At 71.2% G+C, this 17965-nt stretch carries 11 protein-coding genes; 2 read left to right on the top strand and 9 right to left on the bottom strand.

Features of this window, described 5'->3' with window-relative positions; genetic code table 11:
• Nucleotides 1–133: 133 nt before the first annotated feature.
• The 7 genes from AB0J21_RS25210 to AB0J21_RS25180 form a co-directional block, all read right to left on the bottom strand.
• Nucleotides 134–2554, bottom strand: a complete 2421-nt coding sequence (locus tag AB0J21_RS25210) for a GH92 family glycosyl hydrolase (RefSeq protein WP_363148364.1) — start codon at nucleotides 2552–2554, stop codon at nucleotides 134–136.
• A gap of 113 nt (nucleotides 2555–2667) precedes the next feature.
• Nucleotides 2668–3603 (bottom strand): carbohydrate ABC transporter permease, encoded by a 936-nt coding sequence (locus AB0J21_RS25205; protein WP_363148363.1) that lies wholly within the window; start codon nucleotides 3601–3603, stop codon nucleotides 2668–2670.
• The gene (locus tag AB0J21_RS25200; protein ID WP_363148362.1) at nucleotides 3600–4523 is read right to left on the bottom strand and encodes a sugar ABC transporter permease; all 924 of its coding nucleotides are present in this window, start codon (nucleotides 4521–4523) and stop codon (nucleotides 3600–3602) included. The genes AB0J21_RS25205 and AB0J21_RS25200 overlap by 4 nt, the downstream gene beginning before the upstream one ends.
• A 49-nt stretch (nucleotides 4524–4572) precedes the next feature.
• Nucleotides 4573–5883, bottom strand: a complete 1311-nt coding sequence (locus tag AB0J21_RS25195) for a sugar ABC transporter substrate-binding protein (RefSeq protein WP_363148361.1) — start codon at nucleotides 5881–5883, stop codon at nucleotides 4573–4575.
• Nucleotides 5880–6992: a glycosidase gene (locus tag AB0J21_RS25190; protein WP_363148360.1), complete on the bottom strand. Its 1113-nt coding sequence runs from the start codon at nucleotides 6990–6992 to the stop codon at nucleotides 5880–5882. Before AB0J21_RS25190 ends, AB0J21_RS25195 begins: the two co-directional genes overlap by 4 nt.
• 90 nt (nucleotides 6993–7082) lie before the next feature.
• On the bottom strand, nucleotides 7083–8870 hold the full coding sequence (locus AB0J21_RS25185) for a hypothetical protein (protein WP_363148359.1): 1788 nt from the start codon (nucleotides 8868–8870) through the stop codon (nucleotides 7083–7085).
• A gap of 133 nt (nucleotides 8871–9003) precedes the next feature.
• The gene (locus tag AB0J21_RS25180) at nucleotides 9004–10050 is read right to left on the bottom strand and encodes an alpha/beta hydrolase family protein (protein WP_363148358.1); all 1047 of its coding nucleotides are present in this window, start codon (nucleotides 10048–10050) and stop codon (nucleotides 9004–9006) included.
• Between the two features lie 152 nt (nucleotides 10051–10202).
• Here AB0J21_RS25180 and AB0J21_RS25175 point away from each other — a divergent pair, with 152 nt between their 5' ends.
• Both AB0J21_RS25175 and AB0J21_RS25170 read left to right on the top strand, forming a co-directional pair.
• A complete protein-coding gene (locus tag AB0J21_RS25175; RefSeq protein WP_363148357.1) occupies nucleotides 10203–11213 on the top strand; it encodes a LacI family DNA-binding transcriptional regulator in 1011 nt (336 codons plus the stop codon).
• Between the two features lie 400 nt (nucleotides 11214–11613).
• Entirely contained in the window at nucleotides 11614–12804 is a 1191-nt protein-coding gene (locus AB0J21_RS25170) for a DUF4185 domain-containing protein (protein ID WP_363148356.1), read from the top strand.
• 271 nt (nucleotides 12805–13075) lie between these two features.
• On the opposite strand, the gene AB0J21_RS25165 is transcribed toward AB0J21_RS25170, so the two are convergent.
• Together AB0J21_RS25165 and AB0J21_RS25160 are read right to left on the bottom strand one after the other, a co-directional pair.
• Entirely contained in the window at nucleotides 13076–16519 is a 3444-nt protein-coding gene (locus tag AB0J21_RS25165; protein ID WP_363148355.1) for an ABC transporter permease/substrate binding protein, read from the bottom strand.
• Complete coding sequence (locus tag AB0J21_RS25160; protein WP_363148354.1) at nucleotides 16512–17663, bottom strand: glycine betaine/L-proline ABC transporter ATP-binding protein; 1152 nt, start codon at nucleotides 17661–17663, stop codon at nucleotides 16512–16514. Before AB0J21_RS25160 ends, AB0J21_RS25165 begins: the two co-directional genes overlap by 8 nt.
• Nucleotides 17664–17965 lie beyond the last annotated feature (302 nt).

Raw genomic sequence — 17965 nt, 5'->3', positions numbered from 1 at the left:
GGCGGCTCGGCACGCGGGGCCCGGTGGCGCGCGGCCCGCGTGCCGAGGCGGGGCCCGGTGGCGCGCGGCCCGGACGGTGCGTCCCGCCCGGCCGGTCGCCGGGACGCCCCGGCGACCGGCGGCGGGTTCCGGCTCAGCCGCCGAGCGGCTTCTTCACCTCCCCCTGGCGGAAGGAGGGCGGCGCGTCACGGGGATCGCTGCCCCAGCGTTCGTCCGCCGTCGGGGCGAGCGTGTAGTCCAGCCGGCCTCCCCCGAGGAGGAAGGAGGCGGGCAGCCAGGGCTTGGTGCTGGTGCGTCCGTCGACGCTCAGCCGGTGGACGTAGGGGGTGTCCCGCGAGGCCCGCGGGGCCTTGATCTCGATGACCTGTCCGGCGCCCGCGCGCACCGTGATCCGGCGGAACAGCGGACTGGCGAGCACCACCTCGGCGCGGCCGGGCACCTGCGGGAACATGCCGAGCGCGGCCCACACGTACCACGCGCTCATGGTGCCCAGGTCGTCGTTGCCCGGCAGTCCGCCCGGTTCGGTGGTGTACAGCTCGGTCATCGCCCGGCGTACCACCTCCTGGGTGCGGTACGGCGCCCCGGCGTAGCTGTAGAGCCAGGGGACCTGGAGGTTCGGCTCGTTGCCCAGCCACGCGTACGGCTTGTCGAGACCGGCGTTCAGCTCGGTGAAGAAGGTGTCGAGCCTCCCCCGCGCGGCGGCCTTCCCGCCGAGCGCGTCGAACAGGCCCTCGGCGTTGAAGGGGACCATCCAGGTGTACTGGGTCGCGTTGCCCTCGACGAAGTTCGCGCCGCTGGCCGGGTCGAAGTCGGCGACGAAGGAGCCGTCCGCGTTGCGGGGCCGGATGTAGCCGGTGTCCGGGTCGAAGAGGTTCTGCCAGTACTGGGAGCGCTTCATGAAGGTGCGCCAGGTCCTGCCGTCACCGAGTTGCCGGGCGAGTTCGGCGACGGCGAAGTCGGCCGTGTTGTACTCCAGCGAGGTCGAGGGGGCGCCGTAGAAGTTGTTCTCGTACTTCCGGTCGGCGGGTACGTAGCCCAGCCGCTGGTAGTCCTCGATGCCCGGCCGGATGCCGTTGGGCTTCGTGGCCTGCTCGACGAGGGCGGCGAGGGCGGCGTGCGTGTCGAAGTCGCGGGCCCCGAAGGCGTAGGCGTCGGCGAAGACGGGCGCGGCCGGGTCGCCGACCATGATGTACGTCTCGGCGTTGGCCAGGGACCACTTGGGCAGTTGGCCGCCCTGCGCGTAGTCGTTGACCATCGACTGCATCATGTCGCTGGTCTCGCGCGGCGCGAGCAGGGCGAGGAGCTGGATCTGCGAGCGGTAGATGTCCCACCCGGAGTAGTTGGCGTACTGCTCGTGTCCGGGCCGGGCCTTGTGGACCTTGCCGTCGAAGCCGGGGTACTCGCCGCTCACGTCGGAGAACAGGTTCGGGTGCAGGAAGGAGTGGTAGAGCGCCGTGTAGAAGGTGCCCAGCTCCTCGGGGGTGCCGCCCTCGACGCGGATCGTGCCGAGCCGGCGGTTCCATTCGGCCCTTGCCTGCTCCCGCAGCCGCTCGAAGCCACCCCGGTTCTCCGCGCGCAGGTTCTCGCGCGCGTTGTCGACGCTGGTGAAGGAGATGCCGACGCGCAGGTGCGCGGAGCTTCCGGCGAAGGTGACGAAGGCGCCGCAGCCGGCCCCGGCGGCCACCGGCTCGCACGCGCTCGCGCCCGCGCCGTCCTTGTCCGCTGCCGGTTTTCCCGTGCTGGTCGCGTGGGTGGAGCCGTGCCGGACGGTGTCCCCGGTCCAGGTGCCGAAGCTCGCGAAGGGCTGGTCGGACTCGGCCCAGAAGTAGACCCGGTAGGTGTTGTCGGCTCCGCAGAACATTCCGCTCTCGGCCCAGCCGCTGAGGGTGTCGCGGCCCACGCGCACCTCGGCCGCGCGCACTCCGGCGGCCGATCCGGAGACGTCGACCAGCAGGGTCGCGGTCTTCCCCGCCGGATACGTGAAGCGTCCCGTCCCGCTGCGCCTGGTGACCGTGAACTCGGCCTCGGCGCCGCTGTCCAGCGTGACCCCGTAGTAGCCGGGTGAGGCCGACTCCCGGTCGTGCGAGAACGCGGAGGCGTACCGCTCGGGCGAGGTGGCCGGGGAGTCGGTCACCGCGCCGACGTGCGGCATGAACGGGAAGTCCCCGAGGGAGTCGCAGCCTCCGCCGGAGACGTGGGTGAGGCTGAAGCCCTTGATGTGCGGGTCGGACCAGGAGTAGCCGCCCGGCTGCTTCTTCACGGTGTCGGGGCCCCACTGGACCATGCCGAAGGGCAGGTCGGCGCCGGGGAAGGTGTTGCCCGCCATGGGCCCGCCGAAGACGCTCGGGGTGCCTTCCTGGGGTTCGGTGCCCACGAAGGGGTTGACGTGCCGGGTGAGGTCCCCGTCCGCCGCCTGCCGCGGGGTGGCGGCGCGCGCGGCGCCGACCGTCAGGGGCGACTGGGCGAGACCCGCCGCCACCCCGGTGGCCGCCAGCCCCCGCAGGAAGGTCTTGCGCGTGATCCGGGCGCCACCACGTTGTGTTTCCGGGCTCATGTCCGTGCTCCTCGCTTCTTCATTTCTTGTCCTGCTTCGCACCGCCGGGGGCCCGTGCGGGTCCCTCGGCGGCGTCTGTCGACACGTCGTCGCGGCGGGTCGGCCCCCGCTGCTCAGCCCTTGCTGCCCGATCCGAGGTCGACCTGCACGAACCAGCGCAGGAAGACCGCCACCAGCACGATCACCGGCAGGACGAGGACCACGGCGCCGGCCATCATCACGCCGAAGCCGTTGGCCAGCCCCTGGTAGCGCAGGGTGCTGACGAAGCCGGCCAGGCCGACGGCCATGGGCTGCATGCTCGCGTTCTTGGCGACCAGGAAGGGCCACAGGAACTCGTTCCAGGGCACGATGCAGGTCACCAGGACGGCGCTGAGGATGGCGGGGCGGGCGAGCGGCACCGCGACCCGCCACAGCGTCCTCGTCTCGGAGGCCCCGTCGAGCCGGGCCGCCTCGAACACCTCGGCCGGCAGCCGGCGGAAGAACTGCCGGAACAGGTACACCGCGAGGGGGTTGACCGCGTAGGGCAGCACCATGCCCAGGTAGCTGTCGGCGAGCCGGAAGTCCCGCACGGTGATGACGTACATCGGGATCATCAGCAGGACGAAGGGCACCACGAGGATCGACAGCAGCACGGTGAAGGTCACCGCGCGGCCCCGGAAGGACAGCCGGGCGAGCGCGTATCCGGCCGGGAGGCCGATGACCACGGTGGCGAGCACCGCTCCCGCGGTGAACACCAGGGAGTTGCCGAGCGCGTGCCACACGTCGATGGCGCGCGCCATCGCCGCGTAGTTGTCGAACGTCAGGTTGCCCGGTCGCGGCAGCAGCCCGCCGGGGCCGAGGTCGGAGGTGCGCTGGAGGGACAGCAGCACCATGTAGAGGAAGGGGAAGACCAGGACGACGGCCGCGGTGCCCAGCAACAGCCGCGCCGCGCCCCGTCGTTCGCGCGGCCCCGCCGCTCCGGTCGCGGCGGCTTTCCCCGCGCGGGGCAGGCTCGCGCCGCGTTCCGCGGTCTCCGGGACACCCCGCACTCTCGTGGTCACGGAGTTCATCGCTCGCCTCGTTCCATCAGTGTTCCGGCGACGAGCGACACGAGGACGACGACCACGGTCAGCACGATGCCGATCGCGGCGGCCTGTCCGGGGTGCGACTGCTCGACGCCCTTCTGGTAGATCAGCAGCAGGGGCGTCGAACTCGCGCCGTCCGGCCCGCCGGAGCCGGTCAGCAGGTAGGGCTCGGTGAACAGGTTGGCGCTGGTCACCAGGGACAGCACGACGATCAGGGTGGTCGCGGGACGCACCCCGGGGACGGTCACCGTCCACAGGGTGCGCCAGCGTCCGGCGCCGTCCACGGTCGCCGCCTCGTACAGCTCTCCGGGTACGTTCTGGAGCGCGGCGAGGTAGGTCAGGATGTGGAAGCCCATCATCTTCCAGCTGACGAAGAGCGCGATGACGGGCATCGCCCAGCCGGAGTTGACCAGCCACGAGGGCTCGGGGGCCGCGCCGCCGAGCAGGCCGCTCAGCACGCCGTCCCCCGACAGCAGGGCGATCCAGGCGCAGATCACCGCGACCGAGGAGGAGGCGTACGGCAGGTAGAACAGCGCCGAGAGCAGTCCGCGCAGGCGGCTGCCGCGCAGCGCGAGGGCCAGGGCCAGTGAGACCACCAGGGTCAGCGGAAGGCTGAGGGCGAGGAAGACGCCGAGGTGCCCGAGGGAGGACCACAGCGCGCCGTCGGAGAAGACGGTGCGGAAGGTCGACAGGCCCGTGAAGGGCTGGGCGACCTCGGCCCCCGGCGCCGTGAAGAAGTAGTCGTGCAGCGCCATCCAGACGGCGTAGCCGAAGGGATAGGCGTACACGACGCCGACATAGGCGAGGAAGGGCAGGACCATGAGGACGCCCACGGGGTGACGTCCCGCCAGGGCGCGCGGGCCCCGGCGGCGTGCTCGCGGCAGGGTCATCGGGGCGGCGGACATGCCGGCCTCCTTGGAGTGGCGGGCCCGCAGGGGGCGGGGAGTGCGGTGGTCATGGGCCGGTGATCTCCCCGACCTGGTCCGCGGCCTTGCGGAACGCGGACTCCACGGAGGTCTTGCGGAAGACCACGGACGTCTGCCAGGCCGCGCGGAACGCCGTCCACACGTCGACGCCCGCGACGACGTCGGGCACCTCTACGGTGTGCCGGGCCTGTTCGGCGAAGGGCTTCAGCTCCGGGTGCCGGGTGAAGAACGCGGCGTACCGCTCGCCGAGCCCCGCGCGCACCGGCAGTTCCCCGGTCTCCTCCAGGAGTTGTTCGTCGTGGGCGGGCGAGGTGGCCCAGTCGAGGAAGGACCAGGCGGTCGCCTTGTTGCGGCACGCGCTGAACAGGCCCCAGGACTTCTCGTTGCTGAAGCTCGGGGTCCGGCCCAGGACACTGCCGTCCCGGGTGGGTACCGGCACCACGCCGTAGTCGAGTTTCGCGCTCCGGTAGGAGGGCAGCAGGTCGCTGCCCCACACCGCCATGGCGGCCTTGCCGTCGGCGAAGGCGTCGCTGCCCGGGTAGCCCTCGACGGGGGCGAGCTTCTCGGCGTACAGCTCGCGCCAGAGTCCGGCGACCGCGAGCCCGTCCTTCGAGGTGAAGGTGGGTGTGCCGTGCTCGACGAGCCGCTGCCCGGTCTGCGCGGTGGAGAAGGCGTAGAAGTCGAACCAGGCGTTGTACCACTCCCCGGTGGGCGGCGGCCACACGGCCGCCTGGGCGGCCCCGGCCTCGCGCACCGCCCGCGCGGCCTTGAGGAAGCCGTCCCAGGTTTCGAGGCCGGGATCGTCCGGGTCCAGTCCGGCGTCCCGGAAGACCTTCTTGTTGTAGTAGAGCATCGCCGGGTTCTGTTTCCACGGGAACTGGTAGTAGTGGCCGTCCTGCGAGCGGTACTGCGCGGCCCCGGCGCCCACCCGCTTCTCGATCGCGTCGGCGGCGCCCGGGAACGAGTCGAGCGGGACCAGTCCGCCCATCCTGCGGAAGTCCGGTACGGCCGCGGGCGAGGTGTTGTTGACCAGGCAGGCGGTGTTGCCCGCGGTGATGGCGGCGGTCAGCACCTCCTCCGTGGACCGGCTCGCGGGCAGCGCGGTGACCGTGACCTTCTCCCGGGGATGGGCGCGGTTCCACCGCGCGGCCACCTTCTGCGTCCAGCTCACCTCGCTGGGCAGCGGTCCGGCCCATACGGTGACCGGCCCGCGGGAGGTCAGTCCGGAGGTGACGGTCGCTCCGGTGGAGGAGCCGCAGGCGGTGAGACCGCCCAGGGCGAGGGCCGTCGCGAGCAGGGGGAACAGGAGCCGGCGAGCGGTCCCGGGGCGCCGGGTCACGGCCGCACCTCCGTGGGCAGCGGCGCGGTCGTACGGGACAGCCGCGCGACGCCGATCTTGTCGTCGGCCATTCCGTAGAAGACGTCGACCTCGCCGTCGGGCCGCTCGTCGAGGGCGGTGGGGAAGACCACCCGGGGCACGATGCCCTCGGTCTCCTCCGGCTCCTCCGGCTCCAGGAGCGGGACCGGGGAGCGCCACAGGACCCGGGTGACGTCCCGCGCGTCCAGCAGCATCGCCCCCGCCCGGTAACAGACGCCCGGCTGGGGCCAGTCGTAGCTCTTGGGGCCGGTCACCCCGTGGTGGACCAGGAGCCAGCCCTCGGGCACCCGCAGCGGGGCGGGGCCCGCGCCGATCTTCGTCCGCTCCCAGTCGTGGAGCGGGTGGGCCACGACGCGGTGCTGACCGAGCCGCGCGAGGCAGCGCGGGTCGGCGAGCACCTCCTCGACCGGCACGTAGGACACCCAGATCGACGGCCGGTCGTCGGTGATCCCCCGGGGCAGGACGGTGGGCGCCTGCGGTACGACCGACCACAGGTCGTAGAACGGGCGGTGCAGCATGGCGAAGCAGCGGCTGCCGTCCGGCGCGGTCACCGGTTCGGGGAAGAACGCGAGGTCCTTGTTGGGGTACAGGTTGAAGTCGGCGCCGAGTTCGGGCTCGTAGCGGAAGGAGACCGGGCCCAGGCGCCGCCAGCTCTCCAGATCGGTGGAGACCGCGAGGGCGGCGCGCGGGCCGAAGGGCCCGAGCGCGGTGTACGTCATGACCCAGAGCCCGGCCTCCGCGAGCCGGGTCACCCGGGGGTCCTCCACCCCGGCGAGACGGTCCCCACTGCGCTCCCACTCCTCCTGCGGGGACAGGGCGAGGCCGAGGCGCCGCACGGAGACCGGATCGCCCGACGCGTCGTGGACGACGACGGCCCGGCCGATGGCGGACCGGTTGCCGGCCGCGACCAGCCGGGGGAACAAGTGGAGCGTCCCGTCCGGGCCGCGGGCGGCCCCGGGGTTGAGCACCCCCCACTCCTCCTGGGCGAGGCCCGGTTCGGGACGCATCAGGACGCCGAGCCGGCGCAGGGCGAAGGGCCCGGTGGGGGCCGTGGGCTGACTGGGGTGCATCGAACCTCGCTGTGGTGCCGTGGGTACGGGGCGCCTCTCGCCGAGGCGCCCGGGAAGTGGTGGGGTCACGTGACGCCCGGGCCGGGCCGATCAGTCCCGGTCGTGGTGGGCGCGCCAGGTGGCGGCCAGGACGGAGGGGGTGACGAACTCGACGTGCCGGCCGTCCGGCTGGGCGAGCAAGGCCTCGGCCACGGTGGCGACGTTGGCGGGGATGTCCTGGAACCGCCCGTCCCCCACGCACACGGCGGCGAAGCAGGGCTCCCCCTCGGGGGTCGCCGCCACGGCCTCGCGCACCGCGGCCTCGATGTTCTCGACGGTCGCGTCCGCCTGGGTCCTGCCCTGGAGGTCGATGGTCAGGAGCGCTCCGTCGCGCAGGGTGTACGCGCCGGTCCTCGCGTCGCCGGGCACGACACCGCAGTACTTGCGCAGCACCAGGTCGCGGCCGACGGCCTCGCTCACCTGGTCCCCGCCCTCGGTGCCCTCCAGGTAGAAGTAGTTGACGGTGCGCAGCGCGGAACCCGCCTCGTCGAGGTACGCCCGGAACCGGTCCGACCAGGCCGTGCGCGCGTCCTGCGGCACGGGGGCGCCGCCGTCGTTGAAGTCGGCGACGAGCTCGTAGGCGCCGCCCGCGTTGTGCCGGCTGCGCCAGCGCAGCATGGTCGGGTAGAGGTCGACGAGCTGGGGGTTGAAGGACCAGGCGATCGGCACGGGGTTCTTCCCCGCCTTGCGCCACCACTCGTAGTGGTAGTTGGTGGAGAAGCCCACCGAGTCGCCGTCGGTGGCGTAGAAGGCCACGTAGACGCCGTCCGTGCGCGGCTTCGCCGGCCGGGCGGCGGGCACCGGCGCGGGACGGGCCTCGAAGGAGCTGGTCACCGTGGTGTTGGGGGTGTTGGCGATGGTGAAGAAGTAACCGGCCTCCTGCATCGCCCGCAGACCGGCGCCCTCGTCGACCGGCAGCCCGATCACCGGGGTGCCCACGGGGAAGTTGCCGGGGTTGAGGAGGTCGGGGATGAGCGCGGCCTGCTCGGGGTCGTTGGCGTCGAGGCTGAAGACGAAGGCGCGGTGCGAGACGAAGTAGTCGTACAGCACCGGGACCTGGTCGTCGACGCCGCCGCCGAAGGCGGTGAAGGAGTGCTGCCCGACGAAGGAGCGGTTGGTGTGCTCGCCCAGGAACCGGTCCTTCGCCCAGTGGTAGGCGACAACGTTGTCAGAGAGCGTGGTGGTGTCCTCGCGGACCGTGATCCGGTGCCCTTCGGCCTTCAGGTACGCCTCGACGGCCGGAGACAGCGGCACCAGGTCGAGCTGGCCCGCGGCGGTCACGGCGGCGGTCACGGCCCCGTCGACCACTTTGTCCGACAGGGCGGGGTAGCGGACCGCTCCCTTGGTGTGACCGTTCAGGTAGGTGGCGGCCAGGTGGCTGAGCACCGGGTACTTCTTGGAGCGGTCCAGCCGGGGCGTGCTGTGCCCGGCCGGGATCAGGCCGTCCTCCAGCGCCGCGACATCGGCGGCGAAGGGCTTCCAGTAGTGCTCCTGCGGGGTGTGCGTGAAGTACACCTTGACCGAACCGGTCCGGTTGATCAGGCCCTGGAGCGCGACGCTCGCGAGCAGCGCCTCCTTGGCCTCCCAGTCCTGGGCCGCGATGTCCTGGCTGACGTCGTACACGAGGACGGCCCGGGTCGGCGGGTTCTTCGGGAGGAACAGCCCCTTGCGGCCCGCCACTTGACGAGGGGCGTCGCCGGTGGCGTGGCCGCCTGCGGGGGCGGCGGCCTCGGCCGTGGCGGAAGCGGCCAGCTGACCGGTGACGGCGAGAGCGGTACCGGCGGCCGCGCCGGCCATGAGCCGACGACGGGAGAAGCCGGTGGGCTGCTGGTGGGACATGGGCTTTCCTCCGGAGGAGAACGGTGCGGGTGCGGGTACGGAAGGGTGCCTCGTGGTACGTGGTACGTGGTGGGCGGCGTGTGCCGGCCGGAGCGGCGCCGTGTGCGTTCCCGGCGTCCGGACGGGGAGCCGTTCAGCCGTGGGCCGGGACGCCCACGGAGGTCAGGAGCATCGGCAGGGAGCGCAGGAACTCCCTGCGCCAGTAAGGGTTGGTGTGGGTGCCGGGGCCGTAGAGGTCGGCGTGCAGGTGCCGGGCGTGGGCGGTGCGCAGGGCGGCCAGGAGGGAGACGTTCTCCTCGTGCAGCAGGCGCTCGGTCGCGTCGGTGGTCCCGGGGGTGTCGTAGGGGCCGGCCGTCCCGTCGCCGCTGGAGACGAACAGCGGGGTGCCGGCCAGGGCGGGGGCGAGATCGGCGGGGTTGTGGGCCGCCCACACCTTCCGGTCCCGGTCCGGGTCGCCCCACAGGGCTTCGGGCGCGGCACCGGCCGAGGTGACCAGCCCCTGCACGAAGTCACTGTCGGCGGGGGTGCGCAGCGTGTCGGTCACCCCGCTGTAGGAGGCGGCGGACCGGAACAGGCCGGGATGCCGGGCGGTGTAGGAGAGCGCGCCGAAGCCGCCCATGGACAGACCGGCGACCGCCTGCCGCGAGCCGGCCCCGTAGCCCTCCCGGAGCAGCGGCAGCACTTCGCGCAGGTGGAAGCTCTCCCAGGCGGGCGCCTGGGCACCGGGCAGTTGACGCCAGTCGCTGTAGAACCCGGCGGCCCCGGCCTCGGGCATCACGACCAGTACGTGGCGCAATTGGGCCACCGAGGCGACGTCCAGGTCCTTCGTCCAGCTCGTGTAGTCGTTGCAGCACCCGTGCAGCAGCCACAGGGTCGGCCAGCGCTGCCCGGGGGTGCGCCGCTCCCAGCCCTCGGGGGTCAGCAGCCGCACTTTGGCGGTGCCACGCAGCGCGGGGGAGTCGATGGTGAGATCCGTCTGGCGTTCCCCCACCTGCACCGCGGAGACCACGCGCGCCCCGTCCGGGGCCTGCCCGTGCGCGGCCGGGGAGGGGGCGGCCGCCTCGCGGGGGCCGGCCGCGAGGGCGGGGGCCGACGGGAGGGCGAGCAGTGCGGCGACCGAGGCGGCCACCAGGGCGAGACCCCTGACTCCCGAGGAGTGAGGCCGGACAGCTGAACGCATCGTCAACTCCTGGCTTTATTAAACCGGTTCAATAACGTGCGGTGCTAATCTGAACCACCGCCGGGAGGGCTGTCAACGCCCGGTACCGAAGAGATTTTTCCGCTCAGGGAGGCCCGATGTCCGAGGGAGGTGCTCGCCGGAGCCGTTCGGCGGTGACGATCAACGACGTCGCGCAGCGCGCCGGTGTCTCCAAGGCGACCGTCTCCCTCATCCTCTCCGGGCGCCCCGGGCCGGCCCAGCTCACGCGGGAGCGCGTCATGGAGGCGGCCAGGCAACTGGGCTGGCGGCCCTCCCCCCAGGCGCGCGGGCTGTCCATGGCCCGCACCTCCGCGATCGGCCTGGTCATCTCCCGCGATCCGGAGGTCTTCGCCCTCGACCCGTTCTTCTCGCGCTTCGTCGCGGGGGTCGAGGTGGCCCTGCGCCACCGCGAGTACGCCCTGGTCCTGCGGATCATCGGGGACGCCCCGGGCGAGGAGGAGGACGCCTACCGCTTCATGGCCCATCACCGCGCCGACGGGGTCCTGTTGACCGATCTGCGCCCGAAGGACGCCCGCTTCGGGCTGGTCGGCCAACTGGGGTTGCCCGCCGTCGCGGTCGGCAGGCCGGTGGGCACCTGCGCGCTGCCCTCGGTGAGTCCGGACGACGAGGCGGGGGTGCGGGAGGCGGTGCGCCACCTGGTCGCGCTGGGCCACCGGCGGATCGCCCACGTCGGGGGCTCGGGTCAGTACGTCCACAGCCGCCACCGCGCCCGGGCCTTCGACCGGGCCGTGCGCGAGCTGGACCTCACCCCGTACGGGCGGGTCCGGGGCGATTTCACGGCGATGAGTGGTCACCGGGCCACGAGCCGTCTGCTGGACCTGCCGCAGCCGCCCACCGCGATCGTCTACGACAACGACCTGATGGCGGGGGCGGGCATCGGCGTGGCCCGGGACGCTGGTCTGCGCGTCCCGGAGGACCTGTCCGTACTCAGCCTGGACCGCAGCCAGTTGGGCGATCTCGCGCACCCCTCCCTGACCGGGGTCGTGCACGATGTCGTCGCCTGGGGCCGACGCTCGGCGGAGGCCCTGCTCCACGTGGTCGACGGCCAACGCCCCCCGGTGCACAGCCTACCGGCCTCACGGCTGGAGGCGGGCCGATCGGCGGGGCCCGCCCCGGAACTCTGAGCGCGCACACGGCGCCGACCCGGACGGGGCCGCGCCCTCTGCGCATGCTCCTTCAACTCCGGCGCTGCACAAGCCCGTTGCAGACCCGATAAGCCTGCCCGGTCTGTTGACACCGGAGAGACACCGCCGTAACACTGGGCCGCGCCGGGATTTCAACCGGTTCAAAAAAGCCTGCCCGGCCTCCCCCGGCTCCGGGAAGGCTCTCCCCCACCGGACACCGGACCCGCCACTCGCACGCGCCCGGCAGGTCCGGACCGCCGGCCGTGGGTTCGCGAGCCGGGTCCGCGCCCGGCCGCCTTCCGCCAGGACTTCCCTGCCACCTCCCGGGCCGTCCCGGCAGCTCCGCGCACCACCCCTGCCGTCTTCCTGCACCACCCCCACCTCCAGGAAGGACCTCACCATGACGTCCATGCACCGGCGCCGCTTCCTCGGTCTCGCGGCCGGGGCGGCGGCAGTCCCGGCCGCGGCGAGCCTGTGGCCCCGCTCCGCCCAGGCGGCCGAAGCCGAAGGGGACACGGCCCCACGAGCCGCCGCCGGGGTTTTCGTCTACCCGGCCCCGGGACAGTCGACGGGCCCGGGGACCCTCCCGCCGAAGGCAGCCGGTACGGAGTACCTGGGACCGCAGAACTACGGTCGTGACCTCGCCCTGGACCTCGGCTTCTCCGGTGTGGTGAGCGGCCGGTCCGTGTGGACGTACGGGGACACCCTCGTGCCCGACGGCACCGGAGGCTGGGCCCTGACCGCCTCCGACAGCGTCGCCCTGGGCGACAAGGACGACCCGCTGCGCGTGCACCACCGCCTCGACGACTCGGGCAACCCCGACGAGTGGATCCCCCTCAACGACGCCGAGAACGATGCCGGGGGGCTGAGCCGCTACGGCATGGGCGGCACCAACGTCGTCGAGTACGCCCCCGGTCGCGGGCTGGTCTGGTACCTCAAGAACGACCGCGGCAGCGACGGCCAGGGCCTGGTGGGCGCGGGCGTCGCGACCGTGACCGCCGACGACTCCGGCGCACTCGCGGTCCGCACGAGCGACACCACCTGGGGCCCGTCCGAGCCGCACTGGGGCGACGTGGGCGTCACGCTCGATCCCCGGGACGGCAAGGTCTACGTCTACGGCTACGGCCCCGAGTCCTTCGGCCACCACGTGTACCTGGCACGAGCGGCGGCCGACCGGGCGACGGACGTCTCGGCCTACGAGTACTGGGACCAGTCCCAGAAGTCCTGGACCAGCAGGCGCTTCACGCTGAGCGGGGACCTCGGCACCGTCAAGCTCTCGGCGGATCTGGCCCTGTTCTCGCACGACGAGCTGGGGCAGTCCAACGCGTTCTGGAGCAACCACTACAACACCTGGATGTTCGTGGCCGGCGCCAACGTCGGTTACACCGACATCATGGTGATGACCGCGCCCGCCCTGGAGGGCCCCTGGACCGAGCCCTTCACCGTGGCCTCCACCTGCCCGGGGGACACCTGCGGCGGGGTGCGGTACTGCATCGCCCCGCACCCGGAGTACGACGAGTCGGGCGAGACCCTGCTCGTCACCTGGACCGACGACAACGTCATCCACAGCTCCCGCATCCACTGGGAGTGAACCGGGGACCGCCGGGCGTACGACAGCCCAACCCGCCCATCAGCCGCAGCATTCCGTGCCGCGCCGGCCTTGTGAAACATGCCTCGCGTCTACACGCGCGGCGCCGACGGAGTGCGGGCCTTCGGCACGGCGGCCTCCTTCGACAACGTCTCGGTCAGCCCGGCCGACTGACGGCGGCCACGCGAAAGGGGCGGACTCCGGCTGACGGAGTCCGCCCCTTTCCGGGCGGGTGGGTCACCGGCGGCAGGTCACCGCCGCAGAGCCCGGCCGCTTACTGCGGGGCCATCTTGTCGACGATGCCCGGGTGCTTCTCGACCCAGGCGTCGACGGCGTCCTCCTCGTGCCCGGTGCCGAACTTGTGCAGTTCGTTCTCCAGCCCGGACAGCTCGGTGTCGCTCATCTTGAAGTCCTTGAGCCACTCGGTGAGCTGCGGGTACTGCTTCGGGAACTGCTTGGAGGCGACGGTGGTGATGCGGTCGCCCTTGCCGAAGGAGCCCTTGGGGTCCTTGAGCTTGGTCAGGTCGTACTGGTTGTACGCCCAGTGCGGCGACCACAGCATGACCGCGATCGGCTCCTTCTTGGCGTACGCCCGCTTCAGCTCGGACAGCATGCCGGGGGTGGAGCCGTCGACGACCTTGTACTCCTTGTCGAGGCCGTAGGACGGGAGCACCTTGTTCTTCAGGATGTCCATGGTCGCGGTGCCCGGCTCGATGCCGACCACACGGCCCTTGAACTCGCCGCCCTTGCCCTTCAGGTCCTCCAGGGACTTGACGTCCTTGACGTAGGAGGGCACGGCGATCTCCAGGGAGGTCGGCGAGTACCACTCCCCCACCTTCGTGAGCTTGCTGCCGTACTTGTCCCAGTAGTTCTTCTGGGTGTAGGGCAGCCAGCCGTCGAACTGCGCGTCGAGCTGCCCGCGCGCCATGGCGGCGTACATCGGGCCGACCTCGAACTGCTTGAGGTTCATCTTGTAGCCGCGCTCCTCCAGGACGTGCTTCCAGAGGTAGGTGGCGGCGATGTCCTCTTCCCAGGGGAACCAGGCCACGTTCAGCGGCCGGGTGCGCTCGTCCTTGCCGTCGGAGTTCTTCGAGACGCTCTTCGCGGTGCTGCCGCCCTTGACGGGGGCGAGCTTGTCGACCAGGCCCGGGTTGTCCTTCAGCCAGGTGCGCACGGCCTCCTGCTGCTTGCCCTTGCCCGCGTCCTGGATGGCCGCCTCAAGACTGGTCAGCTGCTTCTCGCTGAGCTTGAAGTCCTTCAGCCACTTCGCGACCTCGGGCTGGTCCTTGGAGAAGCCCTTGCGCGCCAGCGTGTGGACGGCGTCGCCCTTGCCGAAGGAACCCTTGGTGTCCTTGAGCTTGGTCAGGTCGTACTTGTCGTACGCCCAGTGCGGCGACCACAGGGTGACCGCGATGGGCTCCTTCGCCTTGTACGCCCGGTTGAGCTCGGCGAGCATCGCGGGCGTCGAGCCGTCCACGACCTTGTACTTGGACAGGCCGTAGTCCTTCACGACCTTGTCCTTGAGCAACCCCATCTCACCGGCGCCCGGCTCGATGCCGACGATCCGGTTCTTGAACTGGGACTCCTTGCCCTTCAGGTCGTCCAGGGTCTTGACGCCCTTGACGTACGAGGGCACCGCGACCTCCAGGGAGGTCTGGCCGTACCAGGACCCCATGTCCTCAAGTCTGTCCCCGTACTTCTTCCAGTACTGGGCATGGGTCGTCGGCAGCCAGGAGTCGGTCTCGAAGTCGACCTGCCCGCCCGCCATACCGGTGTACAGCGCCCCGGCCTCGTACTGCTTCGCGTCGACCTTGAACCCGCGGCGCTCCAGGATCTCCTTCCACAGGAAGGTGGAGGCCACGCCCTCGTCCCACGGGATGTAACCCATGCTCACGGTGTCGCCGTGGCCGACGTCCGCGGACTGGCTCTGCACCGGGGCGAGCTTGTCGACCAGGCCCGGGTTGTCCTTCAGCCAGGTGCGCACGGCCTCCTGCTGCTTACCCTTGCCCGCGTCCTGGATGGCCGCCTCAAGACTGGTCAGCTGCTTCTCGTCGAGCTTGAAGTCCTTCAGCCACTGACCGACCTCGGGGTTGTCCTTCGAGAAGCCCTTGCGCGCCAGGGAGTGGACGGTGTCGCCCTTGCCCCAGCTGTTCTTCGTGTCCTTCAGCTTGGTCAGGTCGTACTTGTCGTACGCCCAGTGCGGCGACCACAGGGTGACCGCGATGGGCTCCTTCTTCTTGTACGCCCGGTCCAGCTCCGCCAGCATCCCCGGCGTCGAACCGTCCACGACCTTGTACTTCGACAGGCCGTAGTCCTTCACGACCTTGTTCTTCAGCAGCCCCATCTCACCGGCCGAGGGCTCGATGCCCACGATCCGGTTCTTGAACTGGGACTCCTTGCCCTTCAGGTCGTCCAGGGTCTTGACGCCCTTGACGTACGAGGGCACCGCGATCTCCAGGGAGGTCGGGCCGTACCAGGAGCCGAGGTCCTCCAGCTTGTCGCCGTACTTCTTCCAGTACTGCGCGTGCGTGGTGGGCAGCCAGGAGTCGGTCTCGAAGTCGACCTGCCCGTTGGCCATCCCGGTGTACAGCGCGCCGGCCTCGTACTGCTTCGCGTCGACCTTGAACCCGCGCTGCTCCAGGATCTCCTTCCACAGGAAGGTGGAGGCGACGCCCTCGTCCCACGGGATGTAGCCCATGCTGATCGTCTTGCCCTTGCCGACGTTCGTCGCGTCGACGGTCTTGCTGTCGCCCGATCCGCCGAACACACCCATGCCACCGGCGACGAGCGCGAGGACGACGACGCCGACGACCGCGACGGTCGGCTGCGGACGGTACGTCCAGATCTTCAGGCCCTGCATGGCGCGCAGGCGCGCGGCGGTGCGGCGGCCGATCGGGGAGATCTGCTCACCGAGCGCGGCCACGATGCGGTCCAGGAAGATCGCGAGGACCACGATGGAGACGCCCGCCTCGGAACCGAGACCGATGTCGACGTTGCCGATGGCCTGGTAGACCGATCCGCCCAGGCCCCCGGCGCCGACCATGCCCGCGATGACGACCATGGACAGGTTCAGCATGATGACCTGGTTGACACCGGCCATGATGGTCGGCAGGGCCAGCGGGAGCTGGACGCGCAGCAGCGTGTTGCGCGGGGTGGTCCCGAAGGCGTCGGCCGCCTCGACCAGTTCCTTGTCGACCTGCCGGATGCCGAGTTCGGTCATGCGGACGGCCGGGGCGAACCCGAAGATGATCGTGGCCACGATGCCCGAGGGCACGCCGAGGCCGAAGAAGAAGATCGCCGGGATCAGGTAGACCATCGCCGGCATCGTCTGGGTGAAGTCCAGTACGGGCCGCACCACGGCGCTGGCTCTGCTGGAGCGCGCCGTCCAGATACCGAGCGGGACCCCGATCACCAGCGCGATCACGGTGGCGACGATGACCAGCGAGAAGCTGTTCATCGCCGGTTCCCACAGTTCCAGCGAGTCGATCAGGGCGAACCCGACGAAGGCGAGCACCCCCGCCGTCAGCCCCCGCAGCCAGAAGGCGATGATCGCGAGGATGCCCGCGAGCAGCAGCGGTTCGGGGGCGGTGAGCACGGCGTTGACGCCGTCGTACATGCCCTTGGACACCGTCGAGGCGAAGTCGAAGAGCCAGGACAGGTTGGTCTGGAGCCAGTCGACGATGCTGTCGACCCAGTCTCCGAGCGGAAGCCTAGGCACCGGCGATCACCTTCCCCGCGCCGCTCTCGCCCCGGTCGGCGATCGCGTCCTCCGGGGCCGGGTCGCTCTCGGCCGGGGTCATCGGCTCGCCGAGCACGGCGAGCAGCCGGTCGCGCGGGACGACGCCGACGAGGTCCCCCGAGGCGTCGGTGACGGCGACGGGGACCGGGCTGGTGGAGCTGGGTGCGAACAGGTCGATGATCGGCGTGGTGTCGCGCACCGTGGCGGGGGTGGCGGCCAGCAGGTCCTGCGCGGTGCGCAGCTCCCGGCCGTCGGGGGCCTTGCCGCCGAGCGCGGTGCCGACCTCGGCCATGATGGCGCCGGCCGTCAGCACCCGGGAGCGGTCCACGTCCTGGGTGAAGGCGGCGACGTACTCGTTGGCCGGGGTGACGAGGATGTCCTCGGCCGTCCCGGTCTGCACGATCCGGCCGTCGCGCATGACGGCGATGCTGTCGCCCAGGCGCATGGCCTCGTTGAGGTCGTGGGTGATGAAGACGATGGTCTTCTTCAGGCGCTTCTGGAGCTCGATGAGCTGGTCCTGCATGTCGCGCCGGATCAGCGGGTCGAGAGCGCTGAAGGACTCGTCCATCAGGAGCAGGTCGGCGTCGGTGGCGAGCGCGCGGGCGAGCCCGACACGCTGCTGCATACCGCCGGACAGCTCGTCGGGCCAGGACTTCTCCCATCCCTTGAGGCCCGCGAGTTCGAGCGCCTCGGTCGCCCGCTTCTCGCGTTCGGCGCGCGGCACGCCCTGCACCTCCAGCCCGTAGCCGGCGTTCTCCAGCACGCTGCGGTGCGGGAACAGCGCGAAGTGCTGGAAGACCATGCTGATCTTCTTGGCGCGCACGTCCCGCATCCCGGCGGCGGACAGCTGGGTCAGGTCCTGACCGTCGAAACGGACATGTCCGGCGGTCGGCTCCAGCAGTCCGTTGAGCATGCGCAGCAGCGTCGACTTACCGGAACCGGACAGCCCCATGACGACGAAGATCTGCCCCTCCTCCACGCTGAAGGAGGCGTCGATCACCGCGGCAGTGGTGCCCTCGGCACGGAGTTGCTCGCGGTCTGCGCCCTCATTGAGGCGACGCACCGCGTCCTCGGGTTGTCTGCCGAACACCTTGAACAGGTTCTCGGCTTGCAGCCTGGCCACATAAACCTCTCGGGTCGAACGGAAAATGGCCCGCCACCCCCGCGGGCGGGCCAGTGGAGCGCTGCGGATTCATCCGCTCACCCGAGGCTGATCAGGAATAAGACGCGCCGGGTCGGCTCCGGGTGCGCTGCTGCCCATGCTTAACCGAAGCAAACAGAAGAGTGACTCAGGTCACAATCCCATCATCGGCCAAAATGCTTGCGCGGAGCGATTTTGTGGTGTGTGCTATGCCGCCACACCCGCCCCGGCCTCCGCCCCGGAGCCTTTCGGCCACCGCGCCCGGGGGTCGTTCCACGGGCGCT

Source organism: Streptomyces sp. NPDC049954 (assembly GCF_040656295.1).
Lineage (GTDB): Bacteria > Actinomycetota > Actinomycetes > Streptomycetales > Streptomycetaceae > Streptomyces.
The sequence above is the reverse complement of the archived record's forward strand: the minus strand, read 5'-3'. Positions and strand labels throughout refer to the sequence as shown.

What these genes read in the sequence shown, in the direction of transcription:
- AB0J21_RS25190 (WP_363148360.1), bottom strand. Translation starts at nt 6,992, where the DNA reads ATGCACCCCAGTCAGCCCACGGCCCCCACCGGGCCCTTCGCCCTGCGC.
- AB0J21_RS25210 (WP_363148364.1), bottom strand. Translation starts at nt 2,554, where the DNA reads ATGAGCCCGGAAACACAACGTGGTGGCGCCCGGATCACGCGCAAGACC.
- AB0J21_RS25180 (WP_363148358.1), bottom strand. Translation starts at nt 10,050, where the DNA reads ATGCGTTCAGCTGTCCGGCCTCACTCCTCGGGAGTCAGGGGTCTCGCC.
- AB0J21_RS25185 (WP_363148359.1), bottom strand. Translation starts at nt 8,870, where the DNA reads ATGTCCCACCAGCAGCCCACCGGCTTCTCCCGTCGTCGGCTCATGGCC.
- AB0J21_RS25205 (WP_363148363.1), bottom strand. Translation starts at nt 3,603, where the DNA reads ATGAACTCCGTGACCACGAGAGTGCGGGGTGTCCCGGAGACCGCGGAA.
- AB0J21_RS25170 (WP_363148356.1), top strand. Translation starts at nt 11,614, where the DNA reads ATGACGTCCATGCACCGGCGCCGCTTCCTCGGTCTCGCGGCCGGGGCG.
- AB0J21_RS25200 (WP_363148362.1), bottom strand. Translation starts at nt 4,523, where the DNA reads ATGTCCGCCGCCCCGATGACCCTGCCGCGAGCACGCCGCCGGGGCCCG.